30 protein-coding genes are annotated in these 14,964 nt (G+C 42.6%); all 30 read left to right on the forward strand.

What is annotated here, in order from left to right; all coding sequences use genetic code 11:
• Nucleotides 1–87 (forward strand): hypothetical protein (locus JJ941_RS15110; RefSeq protein ID WP_290966998.1); only part of this gene is annotated, 87 nt, incomplete at its 5' end.
• A 10-nt stretch (nt 88–97) separates the two neighbouring features.
• On the forward strand, nt 98–409 hold the full coding sequence (rpsJ, locus tag JJ941_RS15115; protein ID WP_018128596.1) for a 30S ribosomal protein S10: 312 nt from the start codon (nt 98–100) through the stop codon (nt 407–409).
• Nucleotides 410–426: 17 nt separating this feature from the next.
• Nucleotides 427–1,068, forward strand: a complete 642-nt coding sequence (gene rplC / locus JJ941_RS15120; RefSeq protein ID WP_255133406.1) for a 50S ribosomal protein L3 — start codon at nt 427–429, stop codon at nt 1,066–1,068.
• Nucleotides 1,069–1,071: 3 nt separating this feature from the next.
• Nucleotides 1,072–1,722, forward strand: a complete 651-nt coding sequence (rplD, locus tag JJ941_RS15125; RefSeq protein ID WP_255133404.1) for a 50S ribosomal protein L4 — start codon at nt 1,072–1,074, stop codon at nt 1,720–1,722.
• Nucleotides 1,719–2,006, forward strand: a complete 288-nt coding sequence (rplW, locus tag JJ941_RS15130; RefSeq protein WP_290967077.1) for a 50S ribosomal protein L23 — start codon at nt 1,719–1,721, stop codon at nt 2,004–2,006. The genes rplD and rplW overlap by 4 nt, the downstream gene beginning before the upstream one ends.
• Before the next feature lie 13 nt (nt 2,007–2,019).
• Nucleotides 2,020–2,853, forward strand: coding sequence for a 50S ribosomal protein L2 (gene rplB / locus JJ941_RS15135; RefSeq protein WP_255133400.1), 834 nt, complete (start codon nt 2,020–2,022; stop codon nt 2,851–2,853).
• Nucleotides 2,854–2,864: 11 nt separating this feature from the next.
• Entirely contained in the window at nt 2,865–3,137 is a 273-nt protein-coding gene (rpsS, locus tag JJ941_RS15140; RefSeq protein WP_255133399.1) for a 30S ribosomal protein S19, read from the forward strand.
• Nucleotides 3,138–3,155: 18 nt separating this feature from the next.
• A complete protein-coding gene (gene rplV, locus JJ941_RS15145) occupies nt 3,156–3,533 on the forward strand; it encodes a 50S ribosomal protein L22 (RefSeq protein WP_255133397.1) in 378 nt (125 codons plus the stop codon).
• Between the two features lie 12 nt (nt 3,534–3,545).
• Nucleotides 3,546–4,301: a 30S ribosomal protein S3 gene (gene rpsC, locus JJ941_RS15150; RefSeq protein WP_255133395.1), complete on the forward strand. Its 756-nt coding sequence runs from the start codon at nt 3,546–3,548 to the stop codon at nt 4,299–4,301.
• A 9-nt stretch (nt 4,302–4,310) separates the two neighbouring features.
• Complete coding sequence (rplP, locus tag JJ941_RS15155; RefSeq protein WP_255133393.1) at nt 4,311–4,733, forward strand: 50S ribosomal protein L16; 423 nt, start codon at nt 4,311–4,313, stop codon at nt 4,731–4,733.
• A gap of 1 nt (nt 4,734) precedes the next feature.
• Nucleotides 4,735–4,932, forward strand: coding sequence for a 50S ribosomal protein L29 (gene rpmC / locus JJ941_RS15160; protein WP_255133391.1), 198 nt, complete (start codon nt 4,735–4,737; stop codon nt 4,930–4,932).
• A gap of 16 nt (nt 4,933–4,948) precedes the next feature.
• The gene (gene rpsQ / locus JJ941_RS15165) at nt 4,949–5,212 is read left to right on the forward strand and encodes a 30S ribosomal protein S17 (RefSeq protein WP_255133390.1); all 264 of its coding nucleotides are present in this window, start codon (nt 4,949–4,951) and stop codon (nt 5,210–5,212) included.
• 24 nt (nt 5,213–5,236) lie between these two features.
• Nucleotides 5,237–5,605, forward strand: coding sequence for a 50S ribosomal protein L14 (gene rplN, locus JJ941_RS15170; RefSeq protein ID WP_255133388.1), 369 nt, complete (start codon nt 5,237–5,239; stop codon nt 5,603–5,605).
• A 15-nt stretch (nt 5,606–5,620) separates the two neighbouring features.
• Nucleotides 5,621–5,974, forward strand: coding sequence for a 50S ribosomal protein L24 (gene rplX / locus JJ941_RS15175; RefSeq protein ID WP_290967089.1), 354 nt, complete (start codon nt 5,621–5,623; stop codon nt 5,972–5,974).
• 15 nt (nt 5,975–5,989) lie between these two features.
• Nucleotides 5,990–6,541 carry a 50S ribosomal protein L5 gene (rplE, locus tag JJ941_RS15180; RefSeq protein ID WP_290967092.1) on the forward strand — a complete coding sequence of 184 codons (552 nt, stop codon included), beginning with the start codon at nt 5,990–5,992 and terminating at the stop codon, nt 6,539–6,541.
• A gap of 13 nt (nt 6,542–6,554) precedes the next feature.
• Nucleotides 6,555–6,824, forward strand: coding sequence for a 30S ribosomal protein S14 (rpsN, locus tag JJ941_RS15185; protein ID WP_255133382.1), 270 nt, complete (start codon nt 6,555–6,557; stop codon nt 6,822–6,824).
• Between the two features lie 17 nt (nt 6,825–6,841).
• A complete protein-coding gene (gene rpsH, locus JJ941_RS15190; RefSeq protein WP_255133380.1) occupies nt 6,842–7,234 on the forward strand; it encodes a 30S ribosomal protein S8 in 393 nt (130 codons plus the stop codon).
• Nucleotides 7,235–7,251: 17 nt separating this feature from the next.
• Nucleotides 7,252–7,806 (forward strand): 50S ribosomal protein L6, encoded by a 555-nt coding sequence (gene rplF, locus JJ941_RS15195; RefSeq protein WP_255133379.1) that lies wholly within the window; start codon nt 7,252–7,254, stop codon nt 7,804–7,806.
• An 11-nt stretch (nt 7,807–7,817) separates the two neighbouring features.
• Complete coding sequence (gene rplR, locus JJ941_RS15200) at nt 7,818–8,156, forward strand: 50S ribosomal protein L18 (RefSeq protein ID WP_290967099.1); 339 nt, start codon at nt 7,818–7,820, stop codon at nt 8,154–8,156.
• Between the two features lie 17 nt (nt 8,157–8,173).
• A complete protein-coding gene (gene rpsE, locus JJ941_RS15205; RefSeq protein ID WP_290967102.1) occupies nt 8,174–8,698 on the forward strand; it encodes a 30S ribosomal protein S5 in 525 nt (174 codons plus the stop codon).
• 18 nt (nt 8,699–8,716) lie between these two features.
• Nucleotides 8,717–9,166 (forward strand): 50S ribosomal protein L15, encoded by a 450-nt coding sequence (rplO, locus tag JJ941_RS15210; RefSeq protein ID WP_290967105.1) that lies wholly within the window; start codon nt 8,717–8,719, stop codon nt 9,164–9,166.
• 21 nt (nt 9,167–9,187) lie between these two features.
• Nucleotides 9,188–10,501 (forward strand): preprotein translocase subunit SecY, encoded by a 1,314-nt coding sequence (secY, locus tag JJ941_RS15215; RefSeq protein WP_255133371.1) that lies wholly within the window; start codon nt 9,188–9,190, stop codon nt 10,499–10,501.
• A complete protein-coding gene (gene map / locus JJ941_RS15220) occupies nt 10,502–11,314 on the forward strand; it encodes a type I methionyl aminopeptidase (RefSeq protein ID WP_290967109.1) in 813 nt (270 codons plus the stop codon).
• Complete coding sequence (gene infA / locus JJ941_RS15225; protein WP_020404818.1) at nt 11,307–11,525, forward strand: translation initiation factor IF-1; 219 nt, start codon at nt 11,307–11,309, stop codon at nt 11,523–11,525. Before map ends, infA begins: the two co-directional genes overlap by 8 nt.
• 10 nt (nt 11,526–11,535) lie before the next feature.
• Nucleotides 11,536–11,652, forward strand: coding sequence for a 50S ribosomal protein L36 (gene rpmJ, locus JJ941_RS15230; protein ID WP_071594720.1), 117 nt, complete (start codon nt 11,536–11,538; stop codon nt 11,650–11,652).
• Nucleotides 11,653–11,672: 20 nt separating this feature from the next.
• Nucleotides 11,673–12,050 carry a 30S ribosomal protein S13 gene (gene rpsM, locus JJ941_RS15235; protein WP_255133361.1) on the forward strand — a complete coding sequence of 126 codons (378 nt, stop codon included), beginning with the start codon at nt 11,673–11,675 and terminating at the stop codon, nt 12,048–12,050.
• Between the two features lie 20 nt (nt 12,051–12,070).
• The gene (gene rpsK / locus JJ941_RS15240) at nt 12,071–12,478 is read left to right on the forward strand and encodes a 30S ribosomal protein S11 (protein ID WP_255133359.1); all 408 of its coding nucleotides are present in this window, start codon (nt 12,071–12,073) and stop codon (nt 12,476–12,478) included.
• Nucleotides 12,479–12,496: 18 nt separating this feature from the next.
• Complete coding sequence (gene rpsD / locus JJ941_RS15245; RefSeq protein WP_290967115.1) at nt 12,497–13,102, forward strand: 30S ribosomal protein S4; 606 nt, start codon at nt 12,497–12,499, stop codon at nt 13,100–13,102.
• A gap of 23 nt (nt 13,103–13,125) precedes the next feature.
• On the forward strand, nt 13,126–14,097 hold the full coding sequence (locus JJ941_RS15250) for a DNA-directed RNA polymerase subunit alpha (RefSeq protein ID WP_290967116.1): 972 nt from the start codon (nt 13,126–13,128) through the stop codon (nt 14,095–14,097).
• An 18-nt stretch (nt 14,098–14,115) separates the two neighbouring features.
• Nucleotides 14,116–14,694 carry a 50S ribosomal protein L17 gene (gene rplQ, locus JJ941_RS15355; protein ID WP_366069412.1) on the forward strand — a complete coding sequence of 193 codons (579 nt, stop codon included), beginning with the start codon at nt 14,116–14,118 and terminating at the stop codon, nt 14,692–14,694.
• Nucleotides 14,695–14,964: the final 270 nt, after the last annotated feature.

The following is a 14,964-nucleotide window of genomic DNA, read 5'->3' on the forward strand; positions in this document are numbered from 1 at the left end:
GTAGCGATGGAAGAAGGGCTGCGGTTTGCGATTCGCGAAGGCGGACGTACCGTGGGCGCCGGAGTTGTAACTAAAATCTTAGACTAAGGATCTGATCGTGGCAACACAACAGAAAATCAGAATCAAATTGAAGTCATACGATCATAACCTGATCGACAAATCAGCTGAAAAAATTATTCAGACTGTGAAATCTACTGGTGCGGTAGTTTCGGGACCCATCCCACTACCCACCCGTAAAAGCATCATCACGGTAAATAAATCCGTGTTTGTTGATAAAAAGTCACGGGAGCAATTTGAGTACAGATCTCATAAGCGCCTGATCGATATTTTGTCAACCGGATCACAAACTGTTGATGCGCTGATGAAGCTGGAATTACCTTCCGGCGTTGATGTAGAAATTAAAGTTTAGAAAAGGACCCGAACACGATGAGTGGTTTGATAGGAAAAAAAGTTGGGATGACAAGCGTGTTTGATAACATAGGAAGAAATATTCCTGTTACTGTTATTGAAATTGAACCTTGTGCTATTACCCAAATCAAAACAGAAGAGACAGACGGCTATACTGCTGTTCAGTTGGCTGCTTTTGATAAAAAAGAGAAAAACGTAAGCAAAGCCGTGAAAGGTCATTTTGATAAAGCCGGCGTTTCCACCAAGTATAAAGTTGTTGAATTCAGAGATTTTATCCCTGAAGGACTTGATGTTGGAGACGAACTGAACATTAGTGATGTATTCGCTGTAGGCGATACCGTTGATGTTGTTGCAAACTCAAAAGGCCGTGGATTTACCGGTGTTATTAAACGTCACAATTTCAGTGGTGTTGGTGATGCTACTCACGGTCAGCATAACCGATTGAGAGCACCTGGTGCTATCGGTAATGCATCTGACCCATCTAAAGTATTCAAAGGTATGCGGATGGCAGGTCAGTCCGGAAACGAGCGCGTGAAGATTAAGAATCTGAGCATTGCAAAAATTCTGGAAGACTCGAATGTTGTTTTGGTAACAGGTTCTATACCTGGACCAAAAGGCGGGTACGTAGAAATTCATAACAAAGCGTCTGTTAACAACTAAGTCATGAAATTAGATATATATAAAATAGACGGAAAGAAAAGCAGCAAGAAGGCTGAGCTCAGTGATGCTATTTTTGCCATCGAGCCAAACGAAACAGTTCTTTATGAAGATGTTCGTCGGCACATGGCTAATAAGCGTCAGGGCACCGCAAAAACAAAAGAGCGAAGCGAAGTAACAGGTAGTACTAAGAAAATGTACCGCCAGAAAGGAACGGGTAATGCCCGCCGTGGCGACATTAAGTCTCCACTGCTTCGTAAAGGTGGCACTGTATTTGGACCGAAGCCTCGTGATTACGGCTTCAAAATGAATAAGAAAACTCGCCAACTGGCGCGTAAGTCTGCATTGTCGCTGAAAGCTGCTAACGAAGGAATTATTGTTGTACAGGATTTTTCATTTGATGAGCCGAAAACTTCTCAGGTAGCCGACATGTTGGCCGCTTTTGAAGTAGCCGGCAAAAAAGCCCTGATATTGACAAGCGAAACAGACATGATTGTTTACAAGTCTGCCCGCAACATCCCAGGCGTTCAGGTACTGGAAGGTTATAAGCCAAATACCTACCAAATTATGAATGCTGATGTGATTGTTATTCAGGAAAGCGCGGTTGCCAAACTTGAAAACAGTATTGAAGGAAAAACTGAAGAGGCTGCAGCATGAGTATTATCAAACGACCTGTAATTACAGAAAAGTTAAGTCGGCTTCAGGAAGCTGGAAAATATACTTTTGAAGTTGCTACCAATGCAACTAAACCCGAGATCAAGGAAGCTGTGGAAGCTACTTATCCGGGAGTAAAAGTGGCTAAGGTAAACACCGCTATTATGCCCTCGAAACCGAAGGGACGATATACACGAAGCGGTTACCAGGGAGGCCGAACTAAGGTCTGGAAAAAAGCCATTGTAACGGTCAAAGAAGGCGAAATTGATTTCTTTGCTGAAATTTAAGGATTAGAGAATAATGCCTACTAAGAAATTAAAACCAATTACACCGGGAACTCGACACAGGATTGCTCCTGTATTCGACGAAATTACAACTGATAAGCCATTGAAGGCTTTATTAGCTGGAAAACATTCTTCTGGTGGACGAAACAGACACGGACGTATCACTTCTCGCCACAGAGGCGGAGGGCACAAGCGCCGATATCGTATCATCGATTTCAAGCGTAACAAACATGACGTGCCAGCTACAGTTCAAACTATTGAGTACGATCCAAACCGATCAGCTCGAATTGCACTTGTAGCTTATGCCGATGGTGAGCGCCGATACATTCTTGCACCGAACAAATTGAAAGTTGGAGACACTATTGTTGCCGGCGATAACGCAGCTCCTGATTTAGGAAATGCGCTGCCAATGATGAAGATGCCTCCGGGTACTTTTATCCACAATATTGAGTTGAAGCCCGGACAGGGTGGTACTCTTTGCAGAAGTGCCGGTACAAGTGCACAGCTGCTGGGTAAGCAAGACCGTTATGTAAGTGTGAAACTTCCATCCGGAGAAGTTCGATTGATCCTGGGCAGTTGCTACGCAACCGTAGGGAACACCAGCAACCCGGATCATATGAATACGACAATTGCCAAAGCTGGTAGAAGCAGATGGAAAGGCAGAAGACCACAAACCCGTGGTGTTGCTATGAACCCTGTTGATCACCCAATGGGTGGTGGTGAAGGAAAAGCTTCAGGTGGACACCCGCGTTCACCATGGGGACAATCCGCCAAGGGTAAGAAGACAAGAAACAGAAATAAGTTGTCTTCTAAGTACATCGTAAGAAGAAGAAAAACCAAGAAAAAATAACTAAGTAACGTATGCCACGCTCACTGAAAAAAGGGCCTTTTGTTTACTACAAGCTTCAGCGTAAAATCGATGAAGCCAATGAAAGTGGAAGCAAGAAAGTGATCAAAACCTGGTCACGAAGTTCAATGGTCACTCCTGACTTTATGGGATTGACTCTTGCAGTTCACAACGGTAAGCAATTTATCCCTGTGTTTATAACTGAAAATATGGTAGGCCATAAGTTGGGTGAATTTGCACCAACACGAACATTCCGTGGCCATCCAGTGAAAAAAGCAGCTAAATAATTTAATCGGATTTAAGAGATGGATACTCCAGTTTTAGAAGCACGAGCAGTACAAAAGCATTTGAGGAGAGCTCCTCGCAAGGTTCGCCTTGTAGCGGATGCTGTTCGTGGTGAACAAGTAGACAAAGCGATTAAAAGACTCGAATTCACCAAAAAAGCATCTGCAGAAGATGTGATTAAAGTGATCAAGTCGGCAGCTGCAAATTTGAGAGACAAATTTCAGGAAGAGCGCTTTGACAATGAAGACCTTGTAATAAAGGAAATTTACGTTGATGAAGGCGTAACGCTGAAAAGAATTCAGCCGGCACCGATGGGTAGAGCTCATCGTATTAACAAACGCTCATGCCACATTACAGTAAAAGTGGCCAAGCGTGATCAAGAAAGTGTAAACGAATAAACGAACAATACCTTGGGACAGAAAACAAATCCAACTGGTTTTAGATTAGGCATTATTCGCGGATGGGATTCCAACTGGTTTTCTGAAGAGAACCAACCGGCTCTCATCGTTGAAGACGAAAAACTTCGCGAGTATTTGCACACAAGACTTCGTAATGGCGGTCTCTCAAATGTTATTATTGAGCGTACCCCAAAGCGAATTCTGTTAACGCTCCGCACAAGTCGCCCCGGTGTTATCATCGGTAAAGGCGGTGAGCAAATTGAATTGCTTCGTGAAGAGCTTAAGAAAATCACCAGTAAAGAAGTACAAATTAACGTAAGTGAAATCAAACGCCCTGAGCTGGATGCAAGTTTGGTTGCTCAGAATATTGCTCAGCAGCTACAAGCTCGTGTTTCATTCCGTAGAGCAATGAAAACAGCGATTGCATCAGCAATGAGAATGGGTGCCAAAGGTATTAAAGTTCGCTGTGCCGGTCGACTCGGTGGTGCTGAAATGGCCCGAACCGAGCAGTACAAAGAAGGGCAGATTCCTCTGCATACTTTACGTGCCGACATTGATTACGCATCATCTACTTCGAACACCATTTATGGTTCTATCGGAGTTACCGTTTGGATTTTCAAAGGTGAAATTATTGGTGATGTTGATCTGACGCCGGGAACACAATCGCGTCAGGATTCTGACTCAGGCCGAGGTAAAGGCGGTGATGACAGAGGACGAAGAAGTCGCCGACGCAGCAGAAACAGAAATCGATCTAATAAAAACAGTTAATAAGAAACGATGTTAGAACCAAAACGAGTTCAGAGACGCCGTGTTCATCGCGATAAGCTGAAAGGTAACGCGCAACGTGGCCACATTATTAACTTTGGTGATTTTGGACTGAAAGCTCTTGAGCCGAAGTTCATAACTTCACGCCAAATTGAAGCTTGCCGTATCGCAATTGCACGATCGTTGCAACGTGACGGTCAGACGTTCATCCGTATTTTCCCGGACCGTCCGATGACAAGCAAACCGGCTGAAACCCGAATGGGTAAAGGTAAAGGTGCTTTGGATCACTGGGTAGCGGTTGTAAAACCCGGACGTATTCTCTTTGAGATTGCCGGTGTAAACGAAGAACGCGCCAAAGAAGCTTTACGACGCGCTGCGCATAAGTTACCTATCAAAACCAAGTTCGTAGTTCGACGAGACTACCAGGGAGGATAAGATGAAAGCGCACGAATTAAGAGATTTGACACTTACTGAATTACAAGCTCGCTTGAAAGATGAGCGTGATGTACTACAAAATCTTCGTTTTTCGAAGTCAGTAACCGGACAGCTTGAAAATCCGGCCCGACTCCGAAATCACCGAAGAGAGGTTGCCAGATTGGAGACCATTATTAATGAAAAAAGTAGTGCTGAATAAGCAAAGGATTTAAACTATGGCACAAACAGAAAGAGCCCAAAGACGAGAACGAGTAGGACGTGTAGTTAGCAACAGCATGGACAAAAGTATCACTGTTGCAGTAGATCGTCAGGTAAAACACTCCATTTACGGAAAGTATATTACCAAAACGACGAAGTATATGGCGCACGACGAAAACAACGAAGCCAATGTAGGCGATACCGTGCAAATTATGTCTACACGACCACTATCAAAGCGTAAATCATGGCGATTGGTAGAAATCGTCGAAAAAGCTAAGTAACGAATAGAGCATTAGGAATTAGCGATGGTTCAAACTCAAACGACATTAAACGTAGCAGATAACAGCGGTGCCAGAAAGCTGATGTGTATTAAAGTGCTGGGAGATTCCCGACGCAGATATGCACGAGTAGGCGATTTGATTTCCGCTTCTGTGAAAACAGCAATACCAGGTGGAAACGTCAAAAAAGGAGACGTTGTAAAAGCCGTTATTGTACGAACAAGAAAAGAATACCGCAGAAGGGATGGCAGTTACATCCGTTTTGATGAAAATGCTGCGGTTATCATTAACAAAGATCAAGAACCGGTAGGTACACGTATTTTTGGCCCTGTTGCCAGAGAGCTTCGTGAAAAAAGCTTCATGAGAATCGTGTCGCTTGCACCGGAAGTACTTTAAAAAAGGAATTAGAGTATGCCACGCAGGTTCAACAAACAAAAGAAATTACACGTTAAGAAAGGCGATGATGTTTTAGTAATCGCCGGTAACGACAAAGGAAAAAGAGGCCGTGTATTGATGGTATTCCCTAAAAAAGAGCGAGTGCTCGTTGAGGGAATCAATATGAAGACCCATCATGAAAAGCCAACCCAGGACAACCCACAGGGTGGACGTCTGAAGAAAGAGGGTGCCATACACATTTCGAATGTAATGGTAATTGACCCTACTACTGACGAACCCACACGTGTTGGGCGTAAACGAATTGAAGAAGACGGCAATGGTCGTTGGGTTCGTTACGCCAAAACAAGTGGCGAAATGCTGGACAAATAAAGCAGATAGATAGCAATGGCTGAAGCAAGATTATATACACTTTACAAAGATGAAATTCGCGACAAGTTGCGCGAAGAGTTTGAGTATGAAAACCCAATGGCCATACCCAAACTTCAAAAAATCGTAATTAACGTAGGCGTAGGTGACGCTATAACCGATAAAAAAGTTTTGGATACGGTTGTAGATAACGTAGCTGCGATAACCGGACAACAACCGGTTACAACCAAAGCTAAAAAGTCTATTTCGAACTTTAAGCTTCGTGAAGGGATGCCAATTGGCTGTAAAGTTACCCTTCGACAACGCATTATGTTCGAATTTCTGGACCGCCTCGTGAACCTGGCTCTGCCAAGAACACGTGACTTCCAGGGAGTTCCGGATAAAAGCTTTGACGGCCGTGGAAACTATACCCTCGGTATCAAAGAGCATACCATTTTCCCGGAAATAGACACCGATAAAGTTTCAAAAGTACATGGTATGGACGTTACTTTTGTTACTGATGCTGAAACAGACGAAGAAGCTTATGCTCTGCTTAAGCACTTTGGAATGCCATTTAAAACGAGAAACTAAGAGATATTCTATTATGGCTAAGAAAGCTTGGATAGCACGCAATAAAAAACGAAAAGAAACTGTAAAGAAGTACGCCGAAAAACGCCGCAAGCTGAAAGAAGCAGGCGACTATGAAGGCCTGCAAAAGCTGCCTCGCGATGCCAGCCCTACTCGGGTTCGTAACCGATGCAGCATCACGGGCAGAAGCCGTGGTTATGTTGGTAAATATGGAATCTCACGAATTAAATTTCGTGAACTTGCCCTTGCAGGTAAGATTCCTGGCGTAAGAAAAGCAAGCTGGTAAATTTAACTAAGGAATCGATGACTGATCCTATTGCAGATTATTTAACACGAATCAGGAATGCCCAACAAGCCGGGCATCGCAGAGTAGATATCCCCGCTTCTAAATTGAAGCGAGCCATGACTAAAATCCTGGCCGATAAAGGGTATATCTCGAAATACATTGATATTGAAGACGGTAAGCAAGGTATTATCCGTTTGTTTCTGAAATATGACTCATACGGACACCCTGTAATCCGACAAATGAAAAGACTTTCAAAGCCCGGTTTACGAGTATATAAAGGTGGCGATGAAGTGCCACGCGCTCAAAACGGCCTGGGTATTGTGATTCTTTCAACATCAAAAGGTGTAATGACCGATAAAGAAGCTCGCAAGCTTAATGTAGGCGGCGAGATTTTGTGCACCATTTATTAATAAACAGTTTTTGAACTATGTCTCGAATTGGAAATTTACCGGTACCTATTTCTGATAAAGTTGAGTTCAGCATCAACGCTGATAACATCGCAACTTTTAAAGGAGAAAAAGGAACCAATACACTCCGAATTCACCCGGAAATTACGATTGAAAAGAATGAAAATGAGCTCCTGATTAAAAGAGCTACTGACCAGAAAGAGCACCGCGCTCTTCATGGCCTGTTTCGTTCGCTGGTGAATAATGCAGTGGTTGGTGTATCGGAAGGCTACACTAAAAAATTAGAAATCATTGGCGTTGGTTTCCGTGCCGCTATGAATGGCGACGTACTGGAGCTGAACCTGGGTTATTCTCACCCGATTTTCTTTGTACCACCGGAAGGAATTGATATGGAAGTGGATACCAAGTCTGGTAAAAACCCCATCCTGGTTATCTCCGGAGTTGACAAAGAATTGGTAGGTCAGATTTCTGCTAAAATCAGATCATTCAGAAAGCCTGAGCCTTACAAAGGTAAAGGAATCAGATATCTGGGTGAGCAGGTTCGTCGTAAGGCCGGTAAATCAGCTGCTAAATAGAGGTTTGAATAATGGATAAAAGACAACAAAAGAAAATAGAGCGAAGAAGTAAGATCAGAAGACGTATCCGTTCTACCATAAAAGGTACAGCCGAGCGTCCAAGACTGAGCGTGTTCAAAAGTAACAAGTACACCTACCTGCAGTTGGTTAACGATCTTGACGGTGTAACACTCGCAGCCTCACAAGCTGAGACCGGTGTTGATAATGCAAAGAAAGCAGGATCTGAACTTGCAAAACTCGCTCAGGACAAAGGAATTAATAAAGTGGTATTTGACCGAAGCGGTTATAAATATCACGGCATCGTGAAGGCTGCTGCTGAAGGCGCCCGCGATGGTGGATTAGACTTTTAATTGAATTGGGATAAACAATGCCTAAAATAAGAAGAAAACAATCTATACCTGCTGCAAACCTGAACCTTGAAGAGAAACTGGTTCACGTTAACCGTGTAGCCAAAGTTGTGAAAGGTGGACGTCGTTTCAGCTTCAACGCAATTGTAGTAGTTGGAGACGGTAACGGTGTTTGTGGCCATGGTCTTGGTAAAGCAAACGAAGTTTCGGATGCTATCCAGAAAGGCTTTGATAATGCCAAGAAAAACCTGATCCGCGTACCTTTAACCAAAACCAAAAGTATTTACCATCCTATAGTTGGTAAAGCAGGTGCCGGAAAAGTGTTGTTACGTCCGGCCGCTGAAGGTACGGGTGTAATTGCAGGTGGTGCCGTTAAAGCTCTGCTTGACGTTGCAGGTGTACACAATATTTTATCTAAATCTCAGGGTTCTTCAAATCCCCATAATATGGTGAAGGCAGCTTTTACTGCTCTGAAAGAATTGACTGATCCTGTTGAAGTTGCACAGAGAAGAGATATTTCTCTGAACAAAGTATTTGAAGGATAATATTTAAAGAATTTGACGATGGACTTAAGCAATTTAAAAGCACCGATCCCAAATCAGAAAAACACCAAGCGTGTGGGACGTGGACAAGGTTCCGGACGTGGAGAGCAATCTGGTCGTGGACATAACGGACAGAAATCTCGTTCTGGTCATAAGCAACGTGCCTGGTTCGAAGGTGGTCAAATGCCCCTTCAGCGACGTTTGCCTAAATTTGGTTTCACCAACATAAACCGCACTGAATTTCGTGTAATTAACGTACACACTATCAGTGAGTTTATTGAAGCCGGAAAGCTGAACAAAACGATTACGTTGGAAGGATTAATCAATTCCGGTTTGGCTAGCGAAGGAGAAAAAGTTAAACTTCTCGGACGTGGTGAACTAGAACATAAAATTGAAATTGAAGTACATGCCGCAAGTAAGTCTGCCAGTGAAAAGGTAGAAGCAGCTGGTGGATCATTAACTTTGGTGTAAAACTTATAGTGTAGACGGCGAATGAGTCTGATAGAAAACTTCCGCAACATATTTAAAATTGAAGATCTTAAGAATCGTATTCTCTATACGGTTGGAATCTTAATGGTCTATCGGGTCGGTAGTTATATTACCCTGCCCGGTGTTGATGCTAACCAGCTTATTGGCAGCAGTGGAAATGCCGCCAGTAGTTTGTTAGGCTTATTTGACCTATTTGTGGGAGGGGCTTTTTCAAGAGCCGGAGTATTTGCTCTTGGAATTATGCCTTATATCACCGCTGCCATTATCATTCAGTTGATGGGTGCTGTTGTCCCTTATTTCCAGAAGCTGCAACGCGAAGGAGAAGAAGGGAGAAGAAAAATCACCAGGCTTACAAGATATGGTACCGTAGGTATTACCCTTGTTCAGGCTATTGGTTTTTCAATCAACCTGATGTCAACAGCTCCGCAGGCTATTGTTGTAAACGAGTTTTTCTTTGTTATTACATCAATGATTGTATTGACGGCCGGTACGGTATTCGTAATGTGGCTGGGAGAGAGAATTAGTGAAAGAGGAATCGGTAACGGTATTTCTCTGATTATCATGATCGGTATTATTGCCGCACTTCCTGCAAACTTCTACAACGAAGTTACCACCAAAGCGAATGCAATCCTGGTAATTATTGAAGTTGCTGCACTGATACTAGTAATCGCAGCTGTTGTAATGCTGACTCAGGGAACCCGTAAAATTCCGGTTCAGTATGCGAAACGAGTAGTTGGCCGCAAAGTGTACGGTGGTACCACTCAGTACTTGCCATTGCGGGTGAACGCTGCCGGTGTTATGCCGATTATCTTTGCGCAGTCTATCATGTTTATTCCAAGTACTATTGGTTCTTTCTTTCCGGAAAACCAAACTGTACAGTTTTTGACCCAATGGTCAGTTGATTTTACAGGACTCACGTATTCGATTGTATTCTTTTTTGTATGTGTGTTCTTCACGTTTTTCTACACAGCTATCGCCATCAATCCTAAGGAAATGGCCGATACCATGAAACGACAAGGCGGTTTTATTCCAGGCGTTCGTCCGGGTAAGCAAACCGTTGAGTTCATTGACAATATTTTGACTAAGATTACCCTTCCGGGTTCTTTGTTTCTATCGTTTGTAGCTATACTTCCCGCTATTGCAGTAGGGTTGTTTGGAGTTACACCTGGCTTTGCTCTCTTTTATGGAGGAACCAGTTTGTTAATTATCGTTGGGGTTGCTTTGGATACACTCCAGCAAATTGAAAGTCATTTAATGATGCGTCATTACGATGGCTTTATGAAAACAGGTAGAATTAAAGGCCGGCGAAGAGCGTAAATGATTTACCTGAAGAGTGAATCCGAAATTGAGAAGATGCGCGAAAGTGCATTAATCGTCTCAAGAACACTGGCTGAAGTTGGAAAACATATTGAGCCGGGTGTTACAACAGGAAAGCTCGACAGAATTGCCGAAGAATACATCGCCAAAGAAAAAGGACGTCCTGCTTTTAAAGGATATGGTCCAAAAGGAAGCGAATTTCCGGCAACACTATGTATTTCGATTAATGAAGAAGTTGTTCACGGAATACCTGGTGACAGGGAATTAAAAGAAGGTGATATCGTTTCCGTTGACTGCGGTGTTGAAAAAAATGGTTACTTCGGTGATCATGCTTATACATTCGCAGTTGGTGAATGTGATGATGAAACTTTGAAATTATTGAGAACTACACTCGAATCTCTTTATAAAGGGATTGAGCAAGCCATTCATGGAAACAGGATGGGAGACTTGGCAAATGCCATTCAAACCCACTGTGAAAATGAAGGCTACGGAGTAGTCAGAGAATTAGTAGGGCACGGAATTGGAAAAGCAATGCATGAAGATCCATCCGTACCTAACTTTGGAAAAAAAGGTAAAGGCGAGCGACTCCGGTCAGGAATGACACTCGCCGTGGAGCCGATGATTACCATGGGTTCTTGGAAAACAAAAACATTGAACGATGGCTGGACAGTAGTTACAGCCGACGGGAGTTTAGCCGCTCATTACGAACACGACATTGTAATTCGTGAAGACAAGGCTGAAATTCTCAGTACTTTTGATTATATTGCTGAGCTCTCGGAAAAAAATCAAAACAACATATTGTATTATGGCTAAACAAGAGCCGATAAAACAAGATGGAGAAATAATAGAAGCATTACCTAACGCACAATTTCGCGTTGAGTTGGATAATGGGCATGAGATATTGGCCCACGTATCAGGTAAAATGCGGATGTATTACATTAAAATTCTCCCGGGAGATAGAGTGGCAGTAGAAATGTCGCCCTATGATTTATCTAAAGGAAGAATAACTTACAGATACAAATAAAGAGGTTGTCATGAAGACACGTTCATCAGTTAAGAAAAGAAGTTCAGACGACAAAATTGTACGACGTAAAGGCCGTCTTTACGTGATTAACAAGAAGAACCCACGCCATAAGCAGCGTCAGGGCTAATAGAATAACCGAGTATTTATATGGCACGTATTGCTGGAATAGATTTACCAAAACAGAAAAGAGGCATAATCAGCCTTACTTACATTTATGGAATCGGCCGCTCTAAAGCAGCTGAAATTCTTGAACGTTTGGACATCGATAAGGATGCCAAAGTTCAGGACTGGACAGATGAGCAAGTAAGTGCACTTCGTACATTAATTGACGAGGAGTACAAAGTTGAAGGTGCGCTTCGCAGCGAAGTAAATGGCGATATTCGTCGACTTATTGAAATTGGCAGCTACCGGGGTGTTCGTCACCGTCGAGGCCTGCCGGTAAGGGGCCAGCGTACGCAAACTAACGCCCGTACTCGAAAAGGTAAGAAGAAAACGGTTGCCGGTAAGAAGAAGGTTGCCAAATAATATTGAAATTGAGATAACCCATGGCTAAAAACAAACCAAAAGCATCTTTAGCTGCAAAGCGTAAAAAGAAAAAACAACTTAGCGATCCTAACGGAATGGCTTTTGTTAAAGCTACTTTCAATAATGTGATCGTAACCATAACCGACGCTGATGGGAACGTAGTTTCGTGGTCATCTGCCGGAAAAGAAGGGTTTAAGGGTTCCAGAAAAAACACCCCTTATGCCGCTCAGTTAAGTGCTGAAACAGCTGCTAAGACCGCACATGAAATGGGTCTGCGCAAAGTGGAAGTATTTGTAAAAGGACCTGGTTCAGGTCGAGAAGCTGCGGTTCGAGGAATGGCAAGTTCCGGATTGGAAGTTACTTCCATCAAAGACCGCACACCGCTTCCACACAATGGATGCCGGCCACCAAAACGAAGAAGAGTTTAATAGTAAGAAGACTGTATAATGGCAAGATATAGAGGACCAAAACAAAAGAAAGCCAGACGATTCAAAGAGCCAATCTTTGGACCAAGTAAAGCTTTAGAGCGTAAACCATACGGACCAGGTGAGCATGGTCGTTCCAGATTTAACAGAAAGTCTGAGTACGCCATCCAGCTTGAAGAGAAGCAGAAAGCGAAATACACCTATGGATTGCTGGAAAAGCAATTCCGTAACTTATTTAAAGCTGCTTCAGCTCAAGATGGTGTTGCTGGTGAAAACTTGCTTCAGGCACTTGAAAGCCGATTGGATAATACCGTTTTCCGAATGGGCTTTGCAAGAACAAGACGCCAGGCTCGCCAGTTGGTGACACACAAGCATGTAGTGGTTAATGGTGGAGTTGTAAATATTCCATCCTACCAGATGAGTCCGGGTGATGTAGTTTCTATTCGACCAAAGTCTAGAAATCTGGAAATAATTGAAGACGCACTGGACGGATCCTCAAGAAATAAGTACAAATGGGTTGAAACAGATCCGAAGTCAAGATCAGGTAAGGTGCTTTATGTTCCTACAATGGAAGAGATACCTGAGAATATTAATGTTCAGCTTATTGTTGAGCTTTACTCTAAGTAATTTTAAAAATTTTAAGATCTATTATGAGCAACTATAGCATTCAAATGCCTGAACCTCTCGACGTTGTTGAAGACAATGACAATTTTGGTACATTTGTTCTTCAGCCACTTGAAAGAGGATTCGGAGTAACGATTGGAAACTCATTCCGACGAGTTCTGCTCTCATCACTTCCGGGAATAGCGATTACTGCCGTTAAGATTAACGGTGTTGATCATGAATATTCCAGCATCAAGGGAGTTAAAGAAGATGTATATGAGATCATACTTAACTTCAAAGAAGTTCGCTTCAAGCAAGTTGAGCAAAGCTCCGGTGTTATTCATATTTCCAAAAGTGGTCAGGGCGAATTAACAGCCAAAGACATTGATGATGCAACTGCTGAATATGATGTGCTGAATCCTGACTTGGTTATTGCAAATCTTGCAGACGATGCTGAGTTGGAAATTGAACTGAAAGTAGGTCGTGGCCGTGGATACGTTCCGGCTGAAGAAATGTCGGTAGAAGATGAGGATGTAAATCTCATTCCTATCGATGCAATCTTCACACCTATTAAGTCAGTTAAATACAACGTTGAAAACGTTCGTGTAGGCCAGCGTACCGACTATGAGAAGTTGGTAATGGATATCGAAACGGACGGATCAGTTAATGCTAAAGAAGCACTTACCATCGCAGGTAAGATTCTTAAAGAGCATATTGAGAAATTTATCACAGAAGAAATTGAAGAGCCATTCACTCAGGAAGAGGAAGAGGTTGATGCTGAGAAGCAACGCGTGGCTAATTTGTTGAGAACAAGTATTGAAGATCTCAACCTAAGTGTGCGTGCATACAACTGTCTCAAATCTGCGAATATCAATACTATTGGAGAATTGGTATCACGAGATGAGCAGGATCTTCTTAAATTCAGAAACTTCGGTAAAAAATCACTCAGTGAATTAGTAGAAGTGATTGAAGAGAAGAATCTTGAATTTGGAATGGACGTATCTAAATATTTAGACTAAGCAGAAAGGAATTAAATTATGCGTCACGGAGTAAAAGGTAGAAAATTAAGCAGGACTTCTGCTCACAGAAAAAACACCATGCAATCTCTTGCAATGGCGTTAATCAAAGAGCACAGAATTACAACCACTCTTGCTAAGGCAAAAGAACTACGTGGATTTGTAGAGCCTTTAATTACCAGGGCTAAAGAAGATACTCATCATAACAGAAGACAAGTTTTTTCTTCCCTTCAGAATAAGGAAGCGGTAACCACTCTGTTCACTGAGGTAGGTCCTAAATGCAAGGATCGTCCCGGTGGCTACACTCGCGTAATTAAAGCAGGTTTCCGTAAAGGGGATGGTGCTGAAATCGCAGTAGTAGAATTGGTAGATTACAATGACATTAAACCTGAAGGCAGCTCATCAGCTTCATCTGGTAAGAAGAGAACTCGCCGGGCTGGTAAAAGTAATACACCAACATCTTCCGAGCCTGTAAAAGCAAAAGAAGAGAAGAAGGAAGAGCCTAAAGCTGAAGCAGAAGAAACTGAAGAAAGTTCTGCTGAAGTAGAATCAGCTGAAGACAGCGATTCTGAAGATAGCTCTGAAGAAGAGAAGAAGTAATTTCTTTACTGAAAATATTAAGGCCTTTGTATTCGTATGAAGGTCTTTTTTATGGGGTGAAGTTTAAATTGAAAAGCCCCGCAAAAAAGATGTCAAAAAAAGAGAAAATATTTAAAGATAAGGTTGACATCTAAGTATAATATCCCTTATCTTTGGTTTCTGTTTCGCGAACGATTTTACAAATGCGAAGCACTTGTTCTTAGACATATTGAAGTATAGATCAGATTGTTTGTGCGAGCGAGAGCTTGTTCAATTTCTTGATGCAAATTT

This window comes from Gracilimonas sp., from assembly GCF_017641085.1.
Classification (GTDB): domain Bacteria; phylum Bacteroidota; class Rhodothermia; order Balneolales; family Balneolaceae; genus Gracilimonas.

Coding starts and splice junctions, on each gene's coding strand:
- rpsD (WP_290967115.1), top strand. CDS start 12,497: ATGGCAAGATATAGAGGACCAAAACAAAAGAAAGCCAGACGATTCAAA.
- rplN (WP_255133388.1), top strand. CDS start 5,237: ATGGTTCAAACTCAAACGACATTAAACGTAGCAGATAACAGCGGTGCC.
- rplP (WP_255133393.1), top strand. CDS start 4,311: ATGTTAGAACCAAAACGAGTTCAGAGACGCCGTGTTCATCGCGATAAG.
- rplV (WP_255133397.1), top strand. CDS start 3,156: ATGGATACTCCAGTTTTAGAAGCACGAGCAGTACAAAAGCATTTGAGG.
- map (WP_290967109.1), top strand. CDS start 10,502: ATGATTTACCTGAAGAGTGAATCCGAAATTGAGAAGATGCGCGAAAGT.
- rpsN (WP_255133382.1), top strand. CDS start 6,555: ATGGCTAAGAAAGCTTGGATAGCACGCAATAAAAAACGAAAAGAAACT.
- rplC (WP_255133406.1), top strand. CDS start 427: ATGAGTGGTTTGATAGGAAAAAAAGTTGGGATGACAAGCGTGTTTGAT.
- rpmJ (WP_071594720.1), top strand. CDS start 11,536: ATGAAGACACGTTCATCAGTTAAGAAAAGAAGTTCAGACGACAAAATT.
- rplO (WP_290967105.1), top strand. CDS start 8,717: ATGGACTTAAGCAATTTAAAAGCACCGATCCCAAATCAGAAAAACACC.
- rpsE (WP_290967102.1), top strand. CDS start 8,174: ATGCCTAAAATAAGAAGAAAACAATCTATACCTGCTGCAAACCTGAAC.
- rpsH (WP_255133380.1), top strand. CDS start 6,842: ATGACTGATCCTATTGCAGATTATTTAACACGAATCAGGAATGCCCAA.
- rpsS (WP_255133399.1), top strand. CDS start 2,865: ATGCCACGCTCACTGAAAAAAGGGCCTTTTGTTTACTACAAGCTTCAG.
- rplX (WP_290967089.1), top strand. CDS start 5,621: ATGCCACGCAGGTTCAACAAACAAAAGAAATTACACGTTAAGAAAGGC.
- infA (WP_020404818.1), top strand. CDS start 11,307: ATGGCTAAACAAGAGCCGATAAAACAAGATGGAGAAATAATAGAAGCA.
- rpmC (WP_255133391.1), top strand. CDS start 4,735: ATGAAAGCGCACGAATTAAGAGATTTGACACTTACTGAATTACAAGCT.
- rplD (WP_255133404.1), top strand. CDS start 1,072: ATGAAATTAGATATATATAAAATAGACGGAAAGAAAAGCAGCAAGAAG.
- JJ941_RS15250 (WP_290967116.1), top strand. CDS start 13,126: ATGAGCAACTATAGCATTCAAATGCCTGAACCTCTCGACGTTGTTGAA.
- rpsM (WP_255133361.1), top strand. CDS start 11,673: ATGGCACGTATTGCTGGAATAGATTTACCAAAACAGAAAAGAGGCATA.
- rpsQ (WP_255133390.1), top strand. CDS start 4,949: ATGGCACAAACAGAAAGAGCCCAAAGACGAGAACGAGTAGGACGTGTA.
- rpsK (WP_255133359.1), top strand. CDS start 12,071: ATGGCTAAAAACAAACCAAAAGCATCTTTAGCTGCAAAGCGTAAAAAG.
- rplF (WP_255133379.1), top strand. CDS start 7,252: ATGTCTCGAATTGGAAATTTACCGGTACCTATTTCTGATAAAGTTGAG.
- rplB (WP_255133400.1), top strand. CDS start 2,020: ATGCCTACTAAGAAATTAAAACCAATTACACCGGGAACTCGACACAGG.
- secY (WP_255133371.1), top strand. CDS start 9,188: ATGAGTCTGATAGAAAACTTCCGCAACATATTTAAAATTGAAGATCTT.
- rplW (WP_290967077.1), top strand. CDS start 1,719: ATGAGTATTATCAAACGACCTGTAATTACAGAAAAGTTAAGTCGGCTT.
- rplQ (WP_366069412.1), top strand. CDS start 14,116: ATGCGTCACGGAGTAAAAGGTAGAAAATTAAGCAGGACTTCTGCTCAC.
- rplR (WP_290967099.1), top strand. CDS start 7,818: ATGGATAAAAGACAACAAAAGAAAATAGAGCGAAGAAGTAAGATCAGA.
- rplE (WP_290967092.1), top strand. CDS start 5,990: ATGGCTGAAGCAAGATTATATACACTTTACAAAGATGAAATTCGCGAC.